Origin of the sequence: Streptococcus danieliae, from assembly GCF_025447695.1 — a bacterium.
GTDB classification, from domain to species: Bacteria; Bacillota; Bacilli; order Lactobacillales; family Streptococcaceae; genus Streptococcus; species Streptococcus danieliae.
In genome coordinates this window covers 1-22,986 of record NZ_JAOBSU010000012.1, presented here as the reverse complement: position 1 = coordinate 22,986, position 22,986 = coordinate 1, and the positions used below count along the sequence as shown (strand labels likewise).

The window sequence follows — 22,986 nt, the reverse complement described above, 5'->3', positions numbered from 1 at the left end:
TTATGACTATTAGCCCGAAGCTCTGAAATGATTTTATGGCCAACACCTAAAAGGGCTCCGACTGCTGTCAGAAGCCCTGTAACTTCTCCCCAATTCAATGACTAGTCCTCCGTTTTGTCAGATAGAGATGCCAAGATTTCATCTTCAACCTCGAAAACCTTACCTTGGAACTCACGCTCCTGCTTCCGCATTTCACGGCGATTGGCGTTATAGAGCTCATCGTTATTGATCCACTCATTTCGATGGGCAGCTCCTTTTTCATCAAATTCAGCTGTCATAATTTTTACAATTTCTTCCCCAATTTTAAGTTGTCCTTCAAGTTTTACAGTACGTACGATTTCTAGTGTCATAATTAGTTACCTTCTTTCATTTTGTTTGCTGCTTCTTCAAATAGTTCTTTGAGCGCCTGGTCCGATTCTAGAACCTGTTCAAAGTGAGCTAGCTTTTCTGCCAACTCATTCTCTTCCTCAAGCTCGGCTTGATACCGAGCCTTAAACTCGCTAGCTTCCAACTCAGCTTGAGTCAGCTTTCCAGCTATATCCTGTGCGAAAAATTGTAGTGTTTTGTCGTTCATAGTCGATCCTCTATCCCATATTATCTGCCCAACCGGAATGCCCGATTCGGTTTGCAATATCCTTCAAAATAGCCGCAAGTCGATGCCCCCTAAAAGTCATTTCCAGGGCAAAAAGATCATCGATCGGATACTCAGACGTTCCGATATAAGCTTTGTAGTTGACGTGGTCATTGTGCATAGGTCTCATAGTATACAGCCGTTTTTGATTCACGTCTGGTACCCAGTTTTCAAAAATCCAGCCACGTTGCCCCTCGATAGTGTTGTGGGACACTACCAAGATATCTGAATGGATACCAATGCGGTCGACGACGTTGTCTCCTTGACTCGGACCGGAGGCAAAGACATTGATACCAGTAAAAGAACCAGTATTCGTTACTTCCCAGCCTGAACGATTTACCCCAAACGAAGCACTAGACACATTTGAGTTAATTGTTCTTCGCTTATTCAAATTAGAAAAAGTTCCATCCGAGGATTCAAACCCTGTCCCAAATCTCACAAATTGATTCGGCAACCCTGCAACAACCCTTCGAATGGCCGGATTGTTTGTCATGAAATTTAGTTCACCAGATTGTAAATCAAATCGAGTCGCGCCATTCAAAGAAGTCAACTGCCCACCTCTGATTCGATTAGCCGTCATAGCTCCTGTGGTAATGTTATCTGCGTTCAGGTTAATCAAGTTCACTCGCCCAGCATTCAAGGTCCCGGTGGTAATCTTTCCTGCATCCAGATTGCCAATCTTAGCAGAGCTAATCACCCCGTCTTGAATGTAAGTCTGACCTGTGATTTGAACCAACTTACCATCAATCTTAACTGAACCATCTTTATTGAGATTCAGCTGATTCAAGACGGTACCTGAGTTCGTAAGATTCCGGACCGCCCAGGAACCTGCAAGCTGACTGACTTCCGTTTTCGTGGCATCCAGGGCTGACTCCACAAAGTTAGCCCGTCCATCTAACCGAGCAACTCCACTTTCAGTACTTGCCACTCGGGACACAATCCCTTCTGCCGTCTGCGTGAATTGACTGATAGAACGCCCCTGAGCCGTCAAGGTTCTAGTATGACTATCTACAGTGTCACGGACCTCGTGGAGGGCCACTGTAGTCGCTAATTCATCAGGGGAAGGACTATAACGTGCTGGAGTGCTTCCTTCAACCAGCATGACTTCCGCAAAGCCAAAAATGGCTACTTTACCATTATTGGACCCGTTGTTATCAAAACGAATATAACCTTCATCGGTTTCTCCACTGTCGAAAGTAATTGTTACATACTCAGCCCCGTGTGGACTCGGGGATTTTTTATCGATAATCAAATTGATTACCGTGAAATCCTTGGTTTCACCTTTCTTACGTCCCAAGAAAAATACATCAAAATTTGTCATGTTCCCACTCGAGTATGTCCAAAAACTGAGAGTATACTTTGTACTCCGTTTAACTTTAAAGCGGTTTGAACTTGATGTAATTTCTCCAGATTGCTCAGTATTCAGCTGGAAGTGATACTTTTCGCCATTGTGATAGTAACCGTGTTTACTAAGCGTACTATTCCTCCAGTAGTGCCCTGCTGTCTGTCTAGCCCCTTCAAGAATCAAATTAGCACCACCGTAACCCTCTGGAATTTTGGTTTCCACTTGAGCAATTCGGCTAACTAGACCTCTTTCTGTCTGCTGGATAGTGTTACTAAAAGTACTTGTAGTCACATAGCCTTTAGACGTGATTGCCGCTTCAACCTGACCAGCTGTTTGATATCCCTTAGCCTGAACTAAAGAATCGACTTGACTAGCAGTCTGATAGCCTTTGGAAGTAATCTTACTGTCTACTTGGGCAGCAGTCTGATAGCCTTTAGATTCAATAGTCTGTACTACTTCTGTGCGAGATAGTTTGGTAGAAATCTGACCAGCAAGCGTATTGATTTGAGTCTCTGCAGTGGCAAGTTTTCGATTGGCCAAGTCAAAATCCACTTTGGATACCTTTGTTTTGATTGCATCATTGGTCACTTGAAGCTCTGCTTGTGCTCTAGAAATACTCTGTGAGTTCTGGATAGCTTTTGCCAGCGCTTCTGCAGCCTTTGTGTCAACCAACCCTGCTTTAGCCAGGGCGTCAACAGATTTACCCATAGCTTCCGCAGCCTTCCTGGTAGCGTCTTCTGCTTTAGCAGTGGCTCCATTCGCTTTACTTTCGGCAGACGTGGCTTTTTGGCTCGCTTGATTAGCCATGCTTACAGCAGAGTCTGCCTTGGTCGAAGCATTGTCTGCTCTTGTAATTGCGCTAGTAGCCTTACTATCAGCAGACGTTGCCTTCTCGCTAGCTTGGCCTGCTGTATTCACAGCAGAATCAGCTTTAGAAGATGCTTGATTAGCTTTTGTAGTTGCGTCAGTTGCCTTGCTATCAGCTTGGTTCGCTTTTGTGGTTGCAGAGTTTGCAAGATTCTTAGCTTCTGTCGCAGCCGTTTGAACCGTTGTAACCAAAGTTCTATCAGCCTTGAGATTGATTGACTCAGTTGTCTGCCGAAGTTGTGTCGCCTGGTTGTCAACAGTCCGTTTGAGATTGTCATACTCTGTTTTGGAAACCTTACTCGAGACCTCACCAATGAGCTGATTGACTCGCGTTTCTTGCTGGGTTAACTTGTCCTTGTTTTGATTGACCTTGGTCGATAGCTGGGTCACCCCTTCTGCCGTCTGAGTAATAGTCGTTTTCACAGACTGAATCTCTTGAATGGTATCCTCGGGAGCAGGACTATATCGAGCCGGTGTAGCCCCCTCGACTAGCATGACTTCCGCAAAACCAAAAATGGCTATTTTACCATCCTTGGATCCGTTGTTATCAAAACGGATATAACCTTCATCGTTATCGCCGCTGTCAAACGTCACTGTCACATACTCCGCTCTATGTGGGCTCGGAGCTTTGCCATTAATAATCTTATTAGCCGAGGTGAAATCTCTAGTTTCACCTTTTTTACGAGCTAGAAAGAAAACATCAAAGCTCTTCATGTTTCCACCTGAGTACGTCCAAAAACTAAGGGAGTATTTAGTATTTCGCTTAACCTTGAAACGATTAGAGCTGGCTAAAACCTCATCAGGACTAGCAGTATTCAACTCAAATAAATACTTCTCATGATTGTGGTAATAGTCGTGTTTACGAAGAACAGCACCTCTCCAATAATTACCAGGGTCTACTTGACGAGCTCCTTCCAGAATCAAATTAGCCCCACCATACCCCTCGGGGATTTTTGTCTCGACTCGAGAAATCTCCGTCGTCACTCGATCTCCCAAGTTACGAACAGAAGCCTCAACAGTACTCAAGCGTCCTGTTTCCCGATCAAAGTCAGACTTTCTCACACGCTGGGCAATCTCACCAGCTTGAGCCGTCAAGCTAGCTTCTGCCGTTGCAATTCTCTGCCCCATGCTGTCTACATCAGTTTTGCTAGCCTTGGCAGCTATCTGCCCTGCCTGAACCTGTAAACTCGCTTCTGCCCGTGAGACTTTTCCAGATAAGACATCAACGTCCGACTTATTCGCCTTAGCAGCTATCTGCCCTGCCTGGACTGTCAAACTTGATTCAGCAGTCGACACTCGATTTTTAAGCGCATTGACATCTGAAGTACTAGCCTTTAAGGCAATTTGATTTGCTTGTTGAGTGATCGAGGATTCCGCCGACCGAACCCGATTAGTAAGTCCGTCCACTGTCTGCTGATTAGCCTTCAAAGCAATCTGATTTGCCTGTTGGGTGATGCTGGTTTCTGCACTAGACAGACGTTGGTTAACTCGGTCTACATCGGTCTTTTTAGCCAAGGTCTTAATAGTATCATTGGTCTTAGTCAGCTCGGTTGAGACTCCCGACACTTGACTTTCCAAAATCCGTTTAGACTCAAGAATCAAACGATTGGCGCTAGACAGGTCATTTTCTAAAGCTCGCTTAGCTACATTGAGTAAGTTCGTAGCCTCTACTACAGCCCCTGTTTTGGCTGCTAGAATAGCCCGTTCAGTCGCTTTTCGCTCTTCCTGGTCCAAACGTCTAGCCTCTGACAAAGCGTCTTGAATAGCTGAATTAGAGCGCTCGCGCTCTTTAACTAAGTCAGCGTTGGCTTTTTCAGCAAGACGCTTGGCTTCCTCGCCAGTGGACTGTGCGAGACCTGCCTTGGCCAATAGGTCTGCAACTCGACTCTTCATTTCAGCGTCCAAGCTCCTCATCTTGCCATCGACCTCGGCCATTTGAGATTCAATCTCTTCCCTTAGCCGTTCAGCATTGTAGGTCCGGAGAATCTCCTCCCACATCTCTCCAGTCCAACGAAGCATGATTTTATGACCTTCATGTTCTGGATCAGGTTTGTACCAGATATCTCCAATCATGACCTTTTTAGCATGCTTGACTGTAGGGTCTTCTTGGCTATACCAGTTATTGTTGAATCCATCGGCAGTTGGAAGGAAATCAGGGAGATTCTGAATGAAGTCATTGAAATTCCCTTCCACAAACTCCTCAATCGCTCTGTCTGCTGCACTTTGAATTTTAGCCTCGTTACTTTGACTGGTCCGATCCCCAAGTTTGATATCAGTTGATTTATTATTGAGGCGGTTGATGGTGATTTCAAAAATCCGAGTTTCATAATCTAGCTTTCTATCATGCCGGACGACTCGGATCGTGTCACCGATTCCAACATTTTTCAGATACACACTCGACGTTTTCAAGGTCAATTTTGGACGTGAAGCATCTTTCAAAGCTTCGTAGGTTTGTTGCAGAAGCGCTTCCTTATCTTCTTCATCCCCAAAATCAATAAAGCCAATCTTAGCCCGTCTGGTCCCATCTGCATTCAAGATCCCGTACTTTTGCGTCATTTCCGGAATCTCGACATACTTCTGACCCGCAGGTTTATCTACAGGATTCCCCTTCGATTTCGACCAAACAATCTCCTCAAAGTTGATTTTGCGACCATATCCAGCTTGGCCGGATTCATTTTCTTCAGCAGATGAAACTTGCTCCCCTTTTCCTCGCCCGATTAAAGCCGTGAAAAGGTTAGTCGATTCGCTCTCACTGAGAATCTTCAAGGCATTGTGGCCATAGACAACCCGCTTTCCTGTCGCTTCACCGATTTTCTTTTTAAAATCAATATAACGAGCACCAATTTGATTGCCGTTCATCTCAACGAAGAACTGCATCTCCAAGCCCCAGACCTTGCAGACCTTCTTGAGAGCTTCAAAGACCGAGGTGTAATAGAGGTTGGTATTCTTCAAACCTGTATCGGCAATAAACCGAGGAATCCAGTTGGTATCCCGGAGCAAGTCCTCAATGACGTTTCGGGCGGATAGATTGCGTGGGCGCTTATCATAGACCGGCGTTTTACGAAGTTCCTCAATCCCAGATTGGACACCTTCAAGAACCGTAGTCTCATCCGTTTCTTTTCTGGCAATAAAGAAATAATGGAACTTATGGCGGTCTTCCAGTGATTGAATCGCCATGAAATGGGCTTTTTCCACTTCAGCAGCATTCATCCCCTTTGTTTCAATCGTCAAACGATCAGAGACATAATTCTCCGTTGTCAGGCTGTAAGTCTGATCCGCACTTTTTAAAGATTCCTTTTTCAGGACCTTAAAAAGTTTTTCGTTTTCATCAAAAAGATAAATCATGCTTGTTCATCCCTCCAAACAACCCTCTTAATTGACGCATTTTTTGCGGTAAGCGTATCTCGATTCTTGACCGTGAAAACCTCAAGCGGGCTAAAGCGTTCCAGCTCGCTCAAAATGCTCCGATTGTCATAGCGGATTGTGACTTCATCCCCTCGGAAATCCAGCTCAATATCTTTTCCTTGTTGATAGGACCCACGGAAAGACAATATCTTATTCCCGTTAATGATTTGTACATTATCCGTTGTCCTTGATACCGTGGCGATAATTGAGTCAGGTAATACCTCGATAGCGTGAGTCAGCGAAATAAGACCTGTTGAGTTTTGCGGATCTTTTTTCTTATATCCATCCGGAACTAGTAACTTGAAAGAACTTCGAAGAGTATAGCTATCCTCTTCTATATCCTCGCTATCCGTAAGAATAGCGTAGTAGGTAAAGCTAGATTCATCATCGAATTTGATTTCTAAAAAACCACTTGGACCGTGAGTCCGTAACACCTTATTCAAATTGCCAAATCTTTCTCGTAGATCAGCGCTAGTTCTGGCTTCTAATAAATACTGGATTTCTAGTACAAGTTCCTTGTCCTCGACACTATCAACCCAAAGACCTCGCCGACCTGGTACTTCTTGGGTTTTTATACGCCGAGCTTGAATCCCTCGTCCCTTCACGGTCAAGTGTCGATAGCCTGGAACCCAATCCGATAAAGACCTACCATTAACTTTCATGTCATCCACAGGGAGCCTTGAGGGCTCCGCTCTAGATCGACTGGTTAAATCTACAAAATTATACATATTCTTTCTCCTTAGTAATCACTCAATCGCAACTCTACCTCTTGGGCTGATGTGATATCGGATACAAATTCTCTGTAGGCTCGTTTGCCTAAATTAAAAGTTAACTCTACAGGTTTGCTTGGAGCATCGTAACCCAACTGATGATTCAACGATGCTGTGAAGTCCATAGCTAGGCCGCTTGAGAAGGTGTATTCTTGCGCTCTATCAATTGTCTCAGCGATTGCATCCTCTACACTGTCAGCGTTTCGAATAATACCAACTGCAACCCCTTCTGCAAGCCAGCGACCAACATTGTCACGGAATAGTTTCGAAGGCGATGCGATTTTACCTTTGGCTTGTGCAGCGCGTTCTGCTTGAGCTACAAGTGCATTAGCAGCAGCCGTAACTGCACCTAAAGCCGAAAGCATGCCTTGCGCCAAACCTTGACCGATAAAAGCCCCTACTTGACGCATAGCTCCTACACCAGCCATTCCTCGAGCTTGGACTGCAGATACCATGGCAGACATTGCCGCAGTCGCTCCTCCAATCCCTGCTCGAATCCCGTTGGTGATTCCTTGGGAGATGCCTTGTCCGGTTTGTTGGGCAATGGAACGCATCCGACTTCCAGCTGATTGCATAGCACTAGACATTTGATTCATACCGTTTTGAACTGCGCTTACAGTTTGGGACATGGCACTTCTGATTGAGTTGTTGACTTGAGCCATGGCGCTTGTAATTGCAGAACTAATTCTGCTCATAGCTCCAGAAATTGCGGCGATAGCCCCATTCATACCACTTGCAACTGAAGCATTCATTTGACTCATGCCTGAAGTCACAGTGGATACAACTGAGCTCATCGCTGTTTGTACTGCAGCTCTCATTGAACTCATGGAAGCCGTAACACTTGCGATAACAGCCATAAATCCACTTTGAATTGCGGCTGACAAGCTTGCCATAGCTGCTGCCGCGCTAGCAGTAATACCTGTAAATCCAGAAGTCACCGCTGTTGAAATTTGAGTCATCCCTGCGGTTGCTGCTGATCCTAAATTGCTAAATCCTGTCACTAAACTTTGTGTAATCGCAGTGATACCTGCAGTTACCGCAGTCTGCGCATCAGTCATGCCAGTTGTAACGGCCATGGTTAGATTGGTCATGGCAGATGTTGCTTGAGTTCCAATTTGAGAAAAGCTAGTCATCGTTGTTGAAGCTGTTTGACCGAAACTAGTAAAAGCCTGTTGAGCGCTTGTTAGTGATGTTGACAAAATTGAAAATGAAGCCATCAAACTAGTGATGATGCTTACAATATTTGCAAACGATTGGATCACAAATGTGATTGTGCTCCCTAGACTCATCATGGAAGTTTGAACCATTGTAATCGATGTCGACACACCGGTCAGTTGTGAGACAAACGAAGTTAGACTCGCTCCTGCTTGCATCAATGAAGTAAAAGCAGTCCGTACAGTATTCCCAAAAGAATTCAAAGCCTGACCTGCGCTTTGGAGAGATTCCCCAATGCCTGTACTAGCTTCTTTCACTTTTGGAAGAGCATTTGCAACTGCAGCAAGACCTGTTCCAGCTTCCACTAAACCGGATCCATGTTTTGCAATGTTCCCCGCAGCTGTGGCTACAGTCCCCATGGAGGCTCCCAGATCCGCTAGATTCGTATTGGTAATCTTAACAACCCCATCTGCAAACTTATCAAACCCTTCACCAGCTTTCTTAGCACTATTTCCAATAGCTTCAATGACACCTTTGACACCGTCTAAGATATTACGGACAGCATCACCAAACGTCTCAATAACTTTAGATGCTCCATCAAAGGCCTTCTCAACAACATTCCCAAATTCTTCAAAGACCCCCTTAACGCCATCAAGAACACCTCGCACTCCGTCAAGTACATTTCTGACCGCATTTCCGAAGGTTTCAATGACCTTGGCAGCGCCATCGAATACTGAGCGGATAACACCTTCAAATGCTTGAATAACCCCTTGGATTCCTGCGAGTATTCCAGGAATTTGAGCAGCAAGCTGAACAAATGCATCAGCAATTGATTGAACCGCCTGACTTACTGCCTCGGCCACTCGAGCAACTTCAGGCATGAACGGCGCTAAAGCTTGTACAATCTGTACAATAGCGTTGCTTACAACCTCAACGACCCGCACAAAGGCATCGCTAACAATTTGCACAATTGGAGTAATCGCAGTAGCAATTTGAGAAACTGCATTTCCGATTGAAGTTACAACTTGACTTATTGCATCTCCTGTCACTGAAATAACGTGGGATAGGCTTCCTGCAAAAGTTGTGATAATTCCTTGAATGCTTGTCCCTAACTGAGCAACAAATGAAGTTAAATTAGGCAAAACACCACCAATCGCTGTGACAATCTGTGATACTGCCGTGCCAATTGCTGCCACCAAAACAGCTAACTGTGGACCAAATCCGCCAATTGCTGTGATTACTGATGCAATCGCAGTCCCAACCGCCTCGATAACTGGAGCAAAAGCGCCAATTACAGGAGCAACTGCGACAATAGCCTGTGCAAGACCTTGAAGAATTGCTGAGGCAACTGTTGCGATTGCATCGCCAAAACTTCGGATAATATCTCCCACACCTTGGAAGATACTGCGAACTCCTTCTCCGAATCCTCGAAAAGTTTCTCCAAGACCCTCAAAAATCTGCTTAATACCAGCTCCTTGAGTTCCTGCCAAAGCTAGAGCTGCTCCCACTGCTAGAATTGCGACAGATAGAGCTAACAAAGTGGTTGGCGGAACCATTGCAAGCGCTCGTCCCAAACCTTGAAAGGCTGTGGATAACCCTGTTCCGATTCCTTGAGCAGCAGTTGATGCCGCTTTACCCAATCCTTGGAGAGCAGTTGATATGCCCGTCCCCAAGCCTTTGAAAGTTGTAGATAATCCTTGACCTACTCCTTTAAAAGCGGTAGATATCCCCTGACCGATTCCTTTGAACGCCGTCGATATGCCTTGGCCGATATTTTTCACAACATCCCCGAAGCTACGAATAACATTTCCTATTCCTTCGAATAGTTGTGTTACAAAACCTTTGGTCTGTGTCCCTCGGGCTCTAGCACCTTCTCCAACGGCCTTTATCTTTCCATCTGCACTACTAACAGTATTTGTTAACTCAGCAGCGCCAGCTTTAGATGTTTTATTTAACAGACGGAATGGATTTAATTTCCCGAGAACCTTAAACGCTGATCCGAAACCATTTACAATACTCCGTGCATTGGTGAATACAGTACCTACCGCTGTCATACCTCCACCAATTGCAGGAGCCAACCCGATAGCACCACGAATCACTTTCGCAAACTGTGAGTCTGATTCATCGGCCCAAGTTACCGCATCAGTAGCCATCTTGATCCAGGCACCATTTATATCCTTAGCTCCATCATGGGCATTCATAACGAGCGATTCCCATGCTCCGCCAAGTCCTTCAATTTTAGATCCGATGTTGTTCTGCATATCTGTTGCAGATTCTTCAAGATATTTAACCGCAGCTTCGTGGTTTCCCCCAGCTTTTTCTAGAGCTTCACTATAAGCGTCCCAAGATTTAGTAGTGTCCCCACTCTTATCCTTCATGGCATCCATAAGCGGAAGCATAGCCTGCATACCTGCAGTATTGAATAAGGCTTTCATAGCGGCTGATTTTTGAGCATTACTCATTCCCTCTGTCGCTGTGTTCAACTCATCCAAAATTTGTGGTAGCGGCTTCATCTTTCCTTCTTGGTCTTGGAAAGAAATCCCTAAAGCATCTGCAGCTTTAGCAGCTTTTTTGCTTGGAGCCATCATTTGAAGTAAAGCGTGGTTCAAATCTTGAGAGGCTTGAGCAGTAGACATACCTGTATTGGTCAATAGACCCAAAGCAGTCGAGGTAGTCGCTAAATCCATACCCATCATTCGAGAGCTAGATGCCACATTCGACAGCCCTTGTTGCATTGATTCGATAGAGGCGTTGGAAAGGTTGGCAGATTTAGTCAGCAACGCTGCCCCTTGCTGAGGACTCTGCAGGCTATCTCCGAAGACAACCATAGCCTGTTGAACAACTCCAGCTGTTTGGACAAGGTCGGATCCTGCAGCAGTCGATGCCATAGCCACGGCAGGGAAAACTTCTTTAAGTGTTGCAACGTCTGCACCGTTCTGAGCCATGGCGATCATTGCTTCGGATGCTTCTTGAGCAGACAAAGGTAAATCTTTACCCATTTTTAGGGCAACTTTAGATAAGCCTTTAATATCAGCAGAAGTCCCCCCGGCAACTATCGCAGCCTTATTCATATTGGCTTCGAAGTTACCGAAATCATTCATGGTCTTAACGCCGAATGCTGTTGTAGCAGCCCCTGCAGCTAACATCGCTCTTCCGTGCTTGTCCATAAAGTCAAGAGATTTTCCACCTAATGACTTTGTGCCTTGCCCAAATTTTTGGATAGCTGATTCAGCGCCTTGAAATGTAGCTTTGAAATTCTGATCGACAGCAGAAAGTATGGCCTGGATCTTAAAGCTTTTATCTGCCATCTATTTTCTCCTCTCTAAATTCTTTAGACCGTCTCATTCGCTCGAGTAATACGGGGTTGAGTGATTTAGGCTTGCTTCCCAGCAACTTCCTTTGTCTAGACTTAACATCATAAAAATCAGAGAAGTCAGCAAAGACGTATGTTTTACCGTCTTTAGTCGCTTTAACTTCTCGATTTTTATACGCTTGAAGATGAATCAGCGTTTCCTTCTCAAGATACTGCTTGATATGTGCTTTATGTCGCAACAAATACTCCTGCAACGTCATCCTCTTGATTTCTACCAAGTCATGCATACCAAAAAACGCAAGAGCCTCTGTAATCATATCCTCATAAGTATCCTTCGAGGTCTCTAGACTTACTCCGCTGCTTCCGTCGCTTCCAGAATCTTCTTGACTGTCCCTTGCGTCATCTTGGATTTCTTCAAGCTGTCTAAAAAACCTTGGAATAGTCCTTCAAAGTCTTCTTGTTCTTCAAGCCAAGTCTCAATTTCTTGCTCGCTCGGCGCTTTCTTTTCAGTAATTAACGCCGCCTGGATAATATCTAAAAGCGCAACAGGGTTTTCATCAATTAGATAAAGTGTCACAAAACGAACCCCCATACCATACTGGACACCTTGATAGCTGGTACTATAACGCTTATCCAACTCTCGGATAAAAGCGAGTCCATAATGTAATTCAAATTCTTTTCCTGCAATCGTAATGTGTTTCATGTCAATATTCCTCCTTCAAAATCTAAAAAAAGAGCGCCTTGTTTTCAAAGCACTCCTAAACCCTAAAATGTTGTTTAACTCTGTCTCCCAGTAGAAGCTGCTTTCTCAGTCATTTCCTGGAAGACATACATCGCTTCTTGCTCCTGCTCGAAGGTTAGAGCTGTATACCCATCTACTGGTTGACCGCTGATAGACATCTCCGAAGAGATTTCAACCAACTCGTCTGCCTTAGCTGGAATCTCCCATTTATTAAGTGTTCCACGGGCATATTTCGCAGGATATTTATTGTTCTTCTTTTCTCCATCAAGATCGATATCCCAAACTTCCAATTCAAATCCTTCTTTTACAGAATCTGCGAGAAGTTTATTAGTTGGGTCATTTGAAGCAATCCCATTGATGGATAACTTAACTTCCAGAGAGCCCCCAGAAGCAATATTTCCATCCTTGGTTGCCTTATTGTCTGATTTCCGTTCATATTCCCACTTATGTTCTGTTTGAAAAGCCAGCTTAGCTCCGGCTTGGACATCGCCAAGTTTCCGAAAAGCTAGTACTCGACGTTTTCCGTGTGATGATTGTAATTCCATTATTTTTCACCTCTTAAATATTTAAATTCTGCATTTAGCACACCGTGAAGCAAAGTCTCGTCTGTGCTATTATCTACGACAATTGAGCTAGTACTCGTCATATCGAAAAAGACCCGATACTCCTCGACTCTACCTAGAGAATCAAGCAACATCTTTAGTTTACCCAAGGAATCCGATACCATGCGACGATTATCAGCCTCTGACCAAAAATGAATATCGAGATTTAATCTTCCACTCAATCCGTTCTTTAAGGCATCGGGATAATGTTGGGTACTTCCCATCACAAAAAACGGATATTGCGTATCCAGATCAGGGAGGTATGGATAGACCGGATAATCGGATTTTTCGATAAGTAAAAAAATAGCGTCATACAACGCTTGATCAATTTCTCTCATCAATCTTTCATCAGCTCCTCGATAAATTCAGGATACACAGCATCTAGTGCTGGTTTCATAAAAGGCTGGGCCTCCATCTTGCGAGTACCCAATTCCAGATATCCACTATATTCGGTCTCAGCACTAACTTTAGCCTCAGTACTAGTAGTTGTCAGCGTGATGCTTTGTCTAGTTGCACCAGTAGTATATTTCCCAGCAAATTGAGCATTAGACTTCGCTTTCTGCTCAAGTTTGCCTCCATACTTCTGCATTAACTGACTCATATCACCTTTTTTATCAAGTTGTTCCCCGATATATTGGGTAAATTCCTCAATTCCGACTATCTTTATTTCCACGGACATTTACCTCCCTAATATAGATTAGAGTACGATTCCCTAAAACCTTTTTCTGGAACGGAACAAATCTTTTAGACTCAAATTCGATTTCTGAAATTGGCCTTTGAAACCTACAGTTAAATGCTAAGACCTGCGCATTTACGTCTACATTTCCAAGCATTCGAACCATTAAATCATCAGATATTACCGAACTCGCACAAGGAATAAGCTCCTCATCTCGGGATTTAATCATCTTGCCCAGCTCCGGATCATACCTGGGTTTGTTTGCTAGAAAAATTATCTTTGCTCGTTTATTAAATCTCATAGCATTTTAAACCCAGCCTTTCCATTCAGCGAAGGATACTGCCTGGATAACACACCCTTATAGCGTTCAAAATCAGACAGGTCAAACTCCATCGTAAAACCTTCCATCTTCTGACTCTTCATCCCCTCTGAACCGACTCGGTTATAGCGACTGACCATAACCTCTACAATAATGAACTCTAGCTTTGGCGGGACTGCCTCATCCCCCGTGTAAACGAGAAAATGCGATTTTGTTAAGTCGTGGATAACTGACAAGAGGTCATCTTGCAAGCTATCTGTAATTCCCAGCAAGGCTTTAACTTGGTCGATAACCTCCATTGTCTTATGATCCTCCTAGTTTCTTGTGAGTGATTTTGACAATTTTGGTGTCATCTGCCACATATACACCATAATGCTTATCGGCGTAAATGGCAGTGGATTTTGTTTTTGCCCGACGCTCTACTTCAACTAGGACTCCACGCTTCTCGACAAGTTTGAAAGCCCCTTTCTTGACAAGGAAAGCTTCTCCGTCTTCCAAGCGACGAGACAATACTACGTCTACACCAAGGAACTTACCAACGACTCCTGTAGTCAATAGCTCCCCTTTGAGATTTGTGTTGTCAAATAAGGCAGAACTTCGAAGAGAAGCATGTCCTTTAGGTGAGATCAGAAGAACCGTCTGGCTATCGAAATCCTCCTCGTTGAAAGCTAGAACTCCACTCTCAACTGCAGTCTCGATCTTAGTAGTTGCGCTACCAGCCGTTAACTTTGTAACAGCTCGAGCAGCTGCCATCACGTCAGAATCGACCTTGTCAGCAATTGCTGTGGACAACTGTTTGACCGCTTCACCATAAGGATCCCCGTAACCACGAGTGACCGCTTCATCGGAAAGTTCAACCCCTTTAGCAGCCTTTTTAATAGTCATAGCGGTTTTACTGTGAGTGAGTTGGTCAGTTGGGATTTCAGCCAATTCTGCCACATCTACAGCTGGACCAATATATTCCCATTTAGGAACGGTAATCGTATCTCCTGGTTGCCCGACAAGTGTTGTATCGACTTCTGCAAGTGGAGTAAATTTCAATTTTTCTTTCAAACTATGTGAAACCATATTCGCAAGCACCTCTGGAACGAGGACGTTTGCGACTTTAGTTGGGCCTTGTGTCATACTCTATACCTCTTTCTTATTTACTAAGCTGTGCGTACAGTTCAGGATTTTCTTGATAGAGAGTTGCCTGTTCTGTATAAGACAATTGACGGAATTCCTCTTCTGTCATTGAGGTTTTAAGGTTGCCCTCAATCTTCTTCGGAGTATTCCCTCTTAGCATCTCACTGACTTTCTTGTCAGCCATATCATTCACCAAGCTAGAAAAGCGATTGATGGCTTCCTGCGTACCCTCTGCATCCTCTTTGACAACAAAGCTAAGGATTTCATCATCAGCGACAATTCCTGTCTCAGAAAGCAATTTAGACGCCTCTTTTTCGAGAGCGTTGCGGTTGAGTTGAGCTCTAAGGTCAGCAATTTCAGCTTCCTGTTTCTCCTTCTCATACTCAGCTTTTTGTTCTGCATTCATTTGACGAAGTTTTTCAGCCTCATCAAGTTGCTCCTGCATTTTGCGAGCATATGACTTTTCAGCTTTTTTCAAGCGCTGCTGGATAATCTCATCCATCTCTGCTTGGGTGAATGTTTTTTCAGTAGATTGTTCGGTATCTGGAGTGCTAGCTTGCTCTTGTACGTCTTGTTCTACTGATTCTTTGATTTCTTCTGCCATGCGGCCCTCCCTTTTTAAGTCCTGAGTGGACTGATACCTTGGCACCTTTTTACGCCTTGAGCAAGTTCTGGGCATAATAAAAACCGTATGGGATTCCAGACGGTTAGATTTCATGTGGTTCGTGCTTAAATTCAACTGAAACTGCTATACCAGTTTGAATAGTTTTCTTATCTTCGTGTTTAAGCGCTTTTGAAGCCCCAATGGTAATCTGTGCATCTGGATAACGCTCCTTGAAAGTGTGGATCATACTTATAGCCGTTTCTATCTTATCCATCACAACCACCGCTTCACGAAACCTTTCTTTTGTTTTTTACGAATTTCTTTACGCACCGCCTCAAACTCATTGTTCGTGGCCTGTGCATTCCGCTCGAACAATTGATTTAACCTAATATTCTCGCGGATCAGAAAATCGATGTGGGTTTCTGCAATTCGTAAACGAGTTTCAAGCTCACGCTTCTTCGTTATTCGCTTGTTCATACTTACTCCTTTCCAGCTTTCTTCAACTCTCTAACAAAACACACGATATATGCGATCATAATCGATACAACAAAGAGCCCGACCGCTAAACCGACCAGGGCGCTTACAATGCTCCAGATTAGATGTGCCATTATTTCTCCTTGCTAGTAAAACTATACTCTAAGCTCTCTGTACCTTTGCTTTCAAAACTACCAGCAACAAGTGTCAGAGAAACAAGAACAACTCCTCCTTGGTGATTCACAGAAACGGAATCGTCAACAACAAATTTCAATCTATGCCCATCAATCAATAATCCGTTTTTATCTAAAACGACCTCAGGTAACAGAACTTCGCTTTTAACCATCTATATTTTTCCTCCTTTTGAGTATGAAAAAAGCACTTAGATTGCTCTAGGTGCTTTAAGCTGCTTCATGTTCTTTTAAAAGTAATTCAAAAAATCTTGTCTGTTCTTCAGGAGTGAATACATCTGGACCGTCCAAACGCCAACTACGCGCTCTCAACTTATCTAATTCTTGTCGTTCAAAATCTGTCATGACGATTTCCTCCTTATCTAAGCTTATATCTTATACCGTAATTATACATTGACTTTATCGCTTTTTCAACATATTTTTCATCTGTCAGATCTAAAGTTTTGATGGCTGTTACCGCCCCAAAGAAATCAAAAGCCTCTGTCTTCGTAACGTACATGACACGACCTGTATTGGTTACAATTGTTAAAGTCTTAATCGACGGTGTTCCCATGAAAAAGTTGAAATCATTTAATGAAAACGTTGAGCCTCCAGGGTGATTGTGTAGCGCTGTCAAAGTCTGCCTATTTGAGCTATTCAAAATGAAACGAGCGTCAGCGCTACTGTTAATATCTACCTCTGTTTGATTCCCGAAAATCTTCACAGGGGTTTCACCAAGCAGGATATACATTAATTCATTTGAATTATTTTTATCTCTAGCTTCAGTTAGCAACTGTTTATGCATCAATTGCAGATTTCCGTTTTGAGCCGATGTATAACCTGGAATAATGACTTTCGGTACTTTAGAAATAGCCTGATCCGTAATTGCGACTTTCTCACCAACTCTCCTTGCTTGATTTAACACCCCATCAGCTACGCCATCGTTATATTTATTTCCATCTGCGTAGTGTGACGCTATCGTACACTTGCAAAATGGGTGCATAGGAGGAGCATTCTTTCCTGATTGCATATCGTCAAGCCGAAAGACCTTCTCATCAAGAGGTTTACAAATCTTACATGCAGAAGTCTCCGGAAGATAGATGTAGTAATCAAAACCATTGGCTTTCATGATGTTCTTTTGAGCAGTCATTGCAACCCTGGCGCCTTCCGTGACAGCCAATCGCTTAGCTTCAAACACTGATACATCAAAGGCTCGGCGAATCGCTGGAATAGCAGTTGTCGGGTTCTTACCAAGAATCAAAAGATCGCTAACTGTTTTCACCACTAAATCTCGGAGTTTCTGCTGCCGTCCCCAAATTCGTTCAGACCAAACAGCCCCTTCAAAGTTGGAGTCAACTATTGCTCTCGCTTTATTTCGTAGCGTTAAATCAGTCGGAATACTAACACCCAGAATATTCGCTTGAGATTTCAAACGATAGAGATATTCAGCATCTAAGAAGTTACCAGTTGCCTTAATTTCTTCACTAGCTAAAGCCAACATTTCAAGACTGAGCTCTGCTTTAATTGCTTCCAGCCGATTCAATCGCATTGTGAAGTTGTACCAAGATAACTCCTTATTTGCTTCGTCTGTAAAATTCCTTTCTTTCACATACTTAGCAGCTTTTGCGTTGAATGCCTGTACATCGTACTGATCCGTCAATTTTTTCAACTCAGCAACAGTAAGACCTTTCTTTTCAGCAAAGCGTTTCTCCATAGCGTAGATTTGCTTTTCGATCTCTTTGATGTAGAGATTGTACAAATCCTCTAGCTCTTTTGAAACATTACGATCTCGCTTACGACTCAGTTCTTCTTCTTTCCTGGCACGCTCCTTCCAATAATCAACTGCCCTACTCATCTTGAACTTCCTTTAGCGTTTTGCCATCAGAATTAGGCAAATCCTGGTCGGTGGTTCTATCCATGGCAAGCATGTTATTTCGGATTGAATCTTGTTTCTCTTTTTCCTCTTTCTCAATCTTCTTTAACTCAGCTTCAGGATTATCCACAATCGACAAGACAGAAAGTTTAGTGGCATCGGAAACTTGACCAGATAACTGGGCTACAATTTGTGCTTCTTCAAGAACATTACGGGGAACATTACGGGTGAATTGGTATTTAATATCCTTCCACCCATCTGATGGGACGCTTGCCATCGGTACATTGAAAACAATCTCGTACAATCGATTGAAGGCCGACTGCATCTTCCGGTCCTTCATTTTTGCTAGATTGTCCATCGCTTGCAACTTAAAGGCCAATGCAGTTCCTGAAGCATTCCCAAAATCTTCTTCAGTCATATTCGCCACCATTGAGATAGCAAAGATGGAGTCTTTTAACAATCTGATCAGATTCTCTTGGGTTGTGTCAGCATTCGGCTTTTCAAGAAATCCAACATCCGGTTGCGGACCTTCACCCTTGCGCCAGAAATTGAAAATGCGAGTTTCCCGAATGCTTCCAACGTTTTCTTCATCCAACTCTACACCTACGATTTTCAGGTAAGCGTCAGCGAAATAATCAACGTCATTAGCTTTCTCACTTGCTGCTTTATTAAGCGCATTTATGAGAGTTTTGACACTATCAAAGATTCCTTGACGCTCCTCATTTTCAATCAACTCTACTACAGGTAATCTTCCATAGATGTGGGCAGTTGACTCTCCAAATGTCACAATTCCTCCTGCTTGGACCGTCAATTCCCTAATCTCACGTTCCGTGATTAGCTGACCATAGCCTGTTGCATCAGAGTTATTAAAAGCATATCTAACTGCAAATAGTGGCTTTTCAGTAATACTCGTATCATGAACAATGAGCATATTGATTGGACTATTATAAGTGACCCGGGTATTTTTCTCTTCGTCTTGATAAACATAAAGAAAAGCGTGACCGAAAATATCAGCGATCTTAGCCAACTCGAACTCTGTATCCTCCATGTCATTCAACTTCCGAAAATTATCAATAAAGTCAGATACGGATTTATCATCATGAGCAACTTTAACTGGGACACCGATTTGGTAGCCACTAAAAGTATCCACGATGTATTTTGCGTAGTTGATAACTAACCGATTATCGGGTTTCCACGGATCTTTTTCTTTTTCACGCAAGATTTCATGATCAGACATATACAAGGACTCATTGGCCTGGTACTTTTTATTGAGTTCTCCGATATGCAAGCGAATCGCTTCACTGACAACTTCTGGCGTTATCTCTTTCGCTGATGTAGTTAGCAATTTTCTTTTATTCAGAAAAACTTGAGACATCAAAACCCTCCCTTGAATAATTTTACTTTGACGCCAACACCCGAAATCTTCGAATGTAGAGCGTAGCGCAAAGCATCTAGTACATCGTCATATTCTTTCAACGGTTCATCTTTCGTGCTGTTGGGTTTCCATTTGTATTGATAAATTTCATCAAAAAAACGAGGGATAATTCCTCGTTTAATAAATAATCGTTTTTCTTTAAATAGACGGGCCACCGTCTCGATTCCAGCAATAACAGATTTATCCGCATTGTAAGTATCGAGACCCTCATCATTAAATTTTTCGACGTGTTCATGCCGAGCTGAGTCAGCAAAGAACTCCAAATCACCGTATTTGGCATTGAACTCTTTAGCACGCTCTACCCACCACTCGATATAGTGCCCCTGGTCCGCAATGCCGTCTACTAGATAATAGTTGTCATTTCTATCAACGCCGACAATCACAATCGAACCAAAGTGGTCATAACCCCAGTCGACACCAGCGAAATACTCAACCATGTCCGGAAGTTCGTCTATCTCGTGGGTGCTTTTGTCGTACTCGGTGTAGACAACTCCTTCTGCCACGGTCCACAGACCGTGGATACCACGCTCAAAAAAGACTCCTTTAGGTGTTGTGGCCACCAAATTCTTTACATATGACTCACTCAGAAAGTTGTTGTCATATATCGTAAAATGATTTTCTATAATCGTAACACCATCAGCTTTATCTATATAATCTTTCTTCAACCAGTGATTCGGATTGTCTGGGTTAGTGTCGCAAATGATACGGGCACCCCTACCTGAACAACGCTTAATGATTTCATCGAAAACCTCTTTATTGGCCAGCGTTGCCTCGTTGATATAGGCTCCGTAAGAAGTCATACCACGAATAGCCTTCAAACCAGCAATTGAACCCGTGAAGGTCGTTACGACATAAACTCCCATAAACGTGAAATTTCCATATCTGTCAAACTTGAAGTCGACCTGATACTTATCTTCAATATCCCTGAGAATATTCGAATTCAGAGTTCCAGCGCTTGTCGCTCCAAGAATGTACATAGGATTGGTAACGCCGTCGAGCTTGGCATTTTCTTTCGTCCGAATCAATTCAAAGATAAACAAGTCATTATCTAACTTTGTCTTTCCGGCACGAACAGCACCGTGGTTTATCATCATAAACCAATCTTCAGAACGCGAACGCTTCAAGATTTCAAGTTGTTTTTTTGTGTACAGATCACTAAGTGGCATTCTTGTCTACCTCTTCTCCAAGTGCTCTGAAATACTTCTCAAGAGCGTCTGAAGTGTCATCAACTTGAGAACTTTCTGCCTTCTTATTAGCAAGCTGCAGGGCTTTGATTTTCTCTCGTTGTTCTTTTTTATCAAGTGAGTCTTTCGTGTCGATAGCCGTCAACTTCGCAATCTGCTCGAACGCTCGGACATTCCCTTTCATGGCTTTCTGCAGCATCACCATTGCCAAAGCCATTTCATTAGTAGACTCAAATCCCATATCTTCAAGTTGTTGCTTCACCTTTGGATTGGCAACATCCGCTTGAAGAATCACTTCAAACGCCTTTCTCAAATCAGCTTTTTTTCTTCTTGCTTTACCTGAAGCAAGCCCTGCTTTTTTTGCATTTTCTCGGCGTTCGCTCGGGGTTCGCTTTGAGTTTGGTATCAGGTTTTGCTCATTCGCCATCGCCTCACTTCCTTCTGAAACTCATTTAAATCACTCTATTTTTTCTGCTTTTTCACCAGTCAAATCCTCCCATCGCTTGATGGTCCTTTCAACATAGAGCGGATCCAACTCCATAGCAAAGCAGGTCCGCTCCGTCTGCTCACAGACAATCAATGTAGAACCGCCCCCATTAAAACTATCAAGCACCTTGTCACCTTTCTTGCTGGAGTTCAAAACACACCTAGCAATTAATTTGAGAGGTTTCATGGTTGGGTGGATGTCGTTTCTGACTGGCTTATCTTCAAAGAAAACTGTAGATGGACTTTCTTCTTGCATCGTCTTGATGTAAGAAATGAGTTCACTCTTCGTCATCTCTTTTAGATTGTCCTCATCTTCCTCGATAACTGAAGCAAGTGCTCGATTATCTACGAAGTAATGCGGGCCGCCATCTTTCCAACCATACAAGCAAGGTTCATGCTTCCACTGATAATCTTGACGACCTAAAACAATGGAATTTTTTACCCAGACCAGGTTCTGCTTTAAGAGCCAGCCAGTCTCCTTAACTGCAGCTCTGAAATTAAGACCTTCTGAGTCTGCGTGCCAAATATAAAAAACTCCCCCTGGTTTCAAAAATTCATCTGCAACCTTGAAAGAATCTTTTAGGAATTGACGGAAACTAGCGTCATCCATGCTGTCGTTAAGGATGGTCATAGCTTCCTCTGTTCCGCCTTCGTAAGCTACATTGTAAGGTGGATCTGTGACATACAAATCAATCTCCTGTCCATCAATTAAGGCAGACATATCATCAAGATTTGTGCTATCACCACACATCAATCGATGGCGGCCAAGTTGATAAACATCACCAAGTGAAACAAACTCAGCTTCAGCTTTCTCTATCTCATCACCGTCTGCAGTCTCTGATTCGGTTTCTTCTGAAATATCATCTAGCGAATAATCAGATTCCTCAAAGCCAAATAAGGTCATGTCCAAATCAGTTATCTCTGACATCTCATCAAACAAAAGCTCTAAATCCCATTGAGCGATTTCAGACGTCTTATTATCAGCAAGCCTAAACGCTTTGATCTGTTCTTCTGACAAGTCGTCAGCTACAATGACCGGAACAGACTTCAGATTGAGCTTTTGAGCTGCTTTGTATCTAGTATGGCCATTGATAATCTCGCCAGTTCTGTCAATTACAATCGGAACCTTAAAACCAAATTCTCTGATGGATTCAGCAACTGGATCCACAGCCTCATCATTAATCCGAGGGTTTCCAGGATATGGCCTAATCTCTCCTAATTCTTTCTGTATAATCTGCATGATTTTCTCCACCAAAAAAGACCTGTCGGCCTTATCCTGGGTTAATTAGTCGTTCTTTGCTTTGACACTTGTCGTGCCAAAAAGAGAGTGTGGGATTCGAACCCACGGAACTTTAAGGTCGTCCGCCTGCATAGCAAACAGGTGCAATCATCCATCTCTGCCAACTCTCCAAAATCCCTCTCAACCACCACCAAAGGGAAAGCCAGATAAGACGTCACTCTCTGACCGGTTATAACTAGGCGTATCCGCACCCGGTGGAACCTATTAGGAAGGCAGGAATCGAACCTGCGACTTAGACGGCTCTTCCACTGAGCTACTTCCTAACGATTCACATTTGGGGAAATCACCCTAAAAATAAATTAGGAGATACTTATCACCGCTTCTGCTCAACTGGTGATGATACTAGTTTAGCACCTAAAATCGTCCCAAACCTCCGAGCTTTCTCGGAAAAATCTTGGAATTTTCTTGGGAAAACCTCCGAAAAATTTATAACTCATGAATGATTAGAGAACCTTCTCTATACAATTCCGCAAAAGCTAACAAAGCTGCTCGCTTATAATCGTAATACTG

At 43.4% G+C, this 22,986-nt stretch carries 22 protein-coding genes and 2 tRNA genes; all 24 read right to left on the bottom strand.

Annotated features, from left to right (window positions below; all coding sequences use genetic code 11):
• Positions 1–101: 101 nt before the first annotated feature.
• Entirely contained in the window at positions 102–350 is a 249-nt protein-coding gene (locus N4310_RS01635; RefSeq protein WP_262091831.1) for a hypothetical protein, read from the bottom strand.
• A gap of 2 nt (positions 351–352) precedes the next feature.
• On the bottom strand, positions 353–574 hold the full coding sequence (locus tag N4310_RS01630; RefSeq protein ID WP_262091830.1) for a hypothetical protein: 222 nt from the start codon (positions 572–574) through the stop codon (positions 353–355).
• 10 nt (positions 575–584) lie between these two features.
• Positions 585–6,188, bottom strand: coding sequence for a phage tail spike protein (locus tag N4310_RS01625; RefSeq protein ID WP_262091829.1), 5,604 nt, complete (start codon positions 6,186–6,188; stop codon positions 585–587).
• On the bottom strand, positions 6,185–6,976 hold the full coding sequence (locus N4310_RS01620) for a distal tail protein Dit (RefSeq protein ID WP_262091828.1): 792 nt from the start codon (positions 6,974–6,976) through the stop codon (positions 6,185–6,187). The genes N4310_RS01625 and N4310_RS01620 overlap by 4 nt, the downstream gene beginning before the upstream one ends.
• A gap of 11 nt (positions 6,977–6,987) precedes the next feature.
• Positions 6,988–11,481, bottom strand: a complete 4,494-nt coding sequence (locus N4310_RS01615; protein ID WP_262091827.1) for a phage tail tape measure protein — start codon at positions 11,479–11,481, stop codon at positions 6,988–6,990.
• Positions 11,471–11,803, bottom strand: a complete 333-nt coding sequence (locus N4310_RS01610; protein WP_262091826.1) for a hypothetical protein — start codon at positions 11,801–11,803, stop codon at positions 11,471–11,473. The genes N4310_RS01615 and N4310_RS01610 overlap by 11 nt, the downstream gene beginning before the upstream one ends.
• A gap of 32 nt (positions 11,804–11,835) precedes the next feature.
• Positions 11,836–12,189, bottom strand: a complete 354-nt coding sequence (locus N4310_RS01605) for a tail assembly chaperone (protein ID WP_262091825.1) — start codon at positions 12,187–12,189, stop codon at positions 11,836–11,838.
• Positions 12,190–12,263: 74 nt separating this feature from the next.
• Positions 12,264–12,773, bottom strand: a complete 510-nt coding sequence (locus N4310_RS01600) for a phage major tail protein, TP901-1 family (protein WP_262091824.1) — start codon at positions 12,771–12,773, stop codon at positions 12,264–12,266.
• Positions 12,773–13,168 carry a hypothetical protein gene (locus tag N4310_RS01595; RefSeq protein WP_262091823.1) on the bottom strand — a complete coding sequence of 132 codons (396 nt, stop codon included), beginning with the start codon at positions 13,166–13,168 and terminating at the stop codon, positions 12,773–12,775. Before N4310_RS01595 ends, N4310_RS01600 begins: the two co-directional genes overlap by 1 nt.
• Positions 13,168–13,509 (bottom strand): HK97-gp10 family putative phage morphogenesis protein, encoded by a 342-nt coding sequence (locus tag N4310_RS01590; protein ID WP_262091822.1) that lies wholly within the window; start codon positions 13,507–13,509, stop codon positions 13,168–13,170. The genes N4310_RS01595 and N4310_RS01590 overlap by 1 nt, the downstream gene beginning before the upstream one ends.
• 294 nt (positions 13,510–13,803) lie before the next feature.
• On the bottom strand, positions 13,804–14,124 hold the full coding sequence (locus N4310_RS01585) for a phage head-tail connector protein (RefSeq protein ID WP_262091821.1): 321 nt from the start codon (positions 14,122–14,124) through the stop codon (positions 13,804–13,806).
• A gap of 4 nt (positions 14,125–14,128) precedes the next feature.
• Complete coding sequence (locus tag N4310_RS01580; RefSeq protein WP_262091820.1) at positions 14,129–14,950, bottom strand: N4-gp56 family major capsid protein; 822 nt, start codon at positions 14,948–14,950, stop codon at positions 14,129–14,131.
• Positions 14,951–14,966: 16 nt separating this feature from the next.
• Complete coding sequence (locus N4310_RS01575) at positions 14,967–15,554, bottom strand: DUF4355 domain-containing protein (RefSeq protein WP_262091819.1); 588 nt, start codon at positions 15,552–15,554, stop codon at positions 14,967–14,969.
• 103 nt (positions 15,555–15,657) lie between these two features.
• Positions 15,658–15,828 (bottom strand): hypothetical protein, encoded by a 171-nt coding sequence (locus N4310_RS01570; RefSeq protein WP_262091818.1) that lies wholly within the window; start codon positions 15,826–15,828, stop codon positions 15,658–15,660.
• Positions 15,828–16,031: a hypothetical protein gene (locus N4310_RS01565; protein WP_262091817.1), complete on the bottom strand. Its 204-nt coding sequence runs from the start codon at positions 16,029–16,031 to the stop codon at positions 15,828–15,830. The genes N4310_RS01570 and N4310_RS01565 overlap by 1 nt, the downstream gene beginning before the upstream one ends.
• A gap of 130 nt (positions 16,032–16,161) precedes the next feature.
• Entirely contained in the window at positions 16,162–16,374 is a 213-nt protein-coding gene (locus N4310_RS01560; RefSeq protein ID WP_262091816.1) for a hypothetical protein, read from the bottom strand.
• 55 nt (positions 16,375–16,429) lie between these two features.
• Complete coding sequence (locus tag N4310_RS01555) at positions 16,430–16,564, bottom strand: hypothetical protein (RefSeq protein WP_262091815.1); 135 nt, start codon at positions 16,562–16,564, stop codon at positions 16,430–16,432.
• A 13-nt stretch (positions 16,565–16,577) separates the two neighbouring features.
• Positions 16,578–18,053, bottom strand: a complete 1,476-nt coding sequence (locus N4310_RS01550) for a minor capsid protein (RefSeq protein ID WP_262091814.1) — start codon at positions 18,051–18,053, stop codon at positions 16,578–16,580.
• Positions 18,046–19,446, bottom strand: a complete 1,401-nt coding sequence (locus tag N4310_RS01545) for a phage portal protein (RefSeq protein ID WP_262091813.1) — start codon at positions 19,444–19,446, stop codon at positions 18,046–18,048. The genes N4310_RS01550 and N4310_RS01545 overlap by 8 nt, the downstream gene beginning before the upstream one ends.
• The gene (locus N4310_RS01540; protein ID WP_338092435.1) at positions 19,446–20,600 is read right to left on the bottom strand and encodes a PBSX family phage terminase large subunit; all 1,155 of its coding nucleotides are present in this window, start codon (positions 20,598–20,600) and stop codon (positions 19,446–19,448) included. Before N4310_RS01540 ends, N4310_RS01545 begins: the two co-directional genes overlap by 1 nt.
• Positions 20,601–20,661: 61 nt before the next feature.
• Complete coding sequence (locus tag N4310_RS01535) at positions 20,662–21,117, bottom strand: stress-induced protein (protein ID WP_262091811.1); 456 nt, start codon at positions 21,115–21,117, stop codon at positions 20,662–20,664.
• Positions 21,118–21,147: 30 nt separating this feature from the next.
• The gene (locus N4310_RS01530) at positions 21,148–22,416 is read right to left on the bottom strand and encodes a DNA modification methylase (protein WP_262091810.1); all 1,269 of its coding nucleotides are present in this window, start codon (positions 22,414–22,416) and stop codon (positions 21,148–21,150) included.
• Between the two features lie 81 nt (positions 22,417–22,497).
• Positions 22,498–22,586: transfer RNA gene (locus tag N4310_RS01525), tRNA-Ser, on the bottom strand.
• 94 nt (positions 22,587–22,680) lie between these two features.
• A tRNA-OTHER gene (locus tag N4310_RS01520) sits at positions 22,681–22,739 on the bottom strand.
• Positions 22,740–22,986: the final 247 nt, after the last annotated feature.

Bases quoted from the DNA above. Each gene is read 5' to 3' on its own strand.
- N4310_RS01540 (WP_338092435.1), bottom strand. From the start codon at position 20,600: ATGATGATAAACCACGGTGCTGTTCGTGCCGGAAAGACAAAGTTAGAT.
- N4310_RS01545 (WP_262091813.1), bottom strand. From the start codon at position 19,446: ATGTCTCAAGTTTTTCTGAATAAAAGAAAATTGCTAACTACATCAGCG.
- N4310_RS01550 (WP_262091814.1), bottom strand. From the start codon at position 18,053: ATGAGTAGGGCAGTTGATTATTGGAAGGAGCGTGCCAGGAAAGAAGAA.
- N4310_RS01530 (WP_262091810.1), bottom strand. From the start codon at position 22,416: ATGCAGATTATACAGAAAGAATTAGGAGAGATTAGGCCATATCCTGGA.
- N4310_RS01570 (WP_262091818.1), bottom strand. From the start codon at position 15,828: ATGGATAAGATAGAAACGGCTATAAGTATGATCCACACTTTCAAGGAG.
- N4310_RS01635 (WP_262091831.1), bottom strand. From the start codon at position 350: ATGACACTAGAAATCGTACGTACTGTAAAACTTGAAGGACAACTTAAA.
- N4310_RS01630 (WP_262091830.1), bottom strand. From the start codon at position 574: ATGAACGACAAAACACTACAATTTTTCGCACAGGATATAGCTGGAAAG.
- N4310_RS01625 (WP_262091829.1), bottom strand. From the start codon at position 6,188: ATGATTTATCTTTTTGATGAAAACGAAAAACTTTTTAAGGTCCTGAAA.
- N4310_RS01590 (WP_262091822.1), bottom strand. From the start codon at position 13,509: ATGTCCGTGGAAATAAAGATAGTCGGAATTGAGGAATTTACCCAATAT.
- N4310_RS01620 (WP_262091828.1), bottom strand. From the start codon at position 6,976: ATGTATAATTTTGTAGATTTAACCAGTCGATCTAGAGCGGAGCCCTCA.
- N4310_RS01565 (WP_262091817.1), bottom strand. From the start codon at position 16,031: ATGAACAAGCGAATAACGAAGAAGCGTGAGCTTGAAACTCGTTTACGA.
- N4310_RS01605 (WP_262091825.1), bottom strand. From the start codon at position 12,189: ATGAAACACATTACGATTGCAGGAAAAGAATTTGAATTACATTATGGA.
- N4310_RS01595 (WP_262091823.1), bottom strand. From the start codon at position 13,168: ATGAGAGAAATTGATCAAGCGTTGTATGACGCTATTTTTTTACTTATC.
- N4310_RS01580 (WP_262091820.1), bottom strand. From the start codon at position 14,950: ATGACACAAGGCCCAACTAAAGTCGCAAACGTCCTCGTTCCAGAGGTG.
- N4310_RS01585 (WP_262091821.1), bottom strand. From the start codon at position 14,124: ATGGAGGTTATCGACCAAGTTAAAGCCTTGCTGGGAATTACAGATAGC.
- N4310_RS01610 (WP_262091826.1), bottom strand. From the start codon at position 11,803: ATGATTACAGAGGCTCTTGCGTTTTTTGGTATGCATGACTTGGTAGAA.
- N4310_RS01560 (WP_262091816.1), bottom strand. From the start codon at position 16,374: ATGGTTAAAAGCGAAGTTCTGTTACCTGAGGTCGTTTTAGATAAAAAC.
- N4310_RS01615 (WP_262091827.1), bottom strand. From the start codon at position 11,481: ATGGCAGATAAAAGCTTTAAGATCCAGGCCATACTTTCTGCTGTCGAT.
- N4310_RS01535 (WP_262091811.1), bottom strand. From the start codon at position 21,117: ATGGCGAATGAGCAAAACCTGATACCAAACTCAAAGCGAACCCCGAGC.
- N4310_RS01600 (WP_262091824.1), bottom strand. From the start codon at position 12,773: ATGGAATTACAATCATCACACGGAAAACGTCGAGTACTAGCTTTTCGG.
- N4310_RS01555 (WP_262091815.1), bottom strand. From the start codon at position 16,564: ATGACAGATTTTGAACGACAAGAATTAGATAAGTTGAGAGCGCGTAGT.
- N4310_RS01575 (WP_262091819.1), bottom strand. From the start codon at position 15,554: ATGGCAGAAGAAATCAAAGAATCAGTAGAACAAGACGTACAAGAGCAA.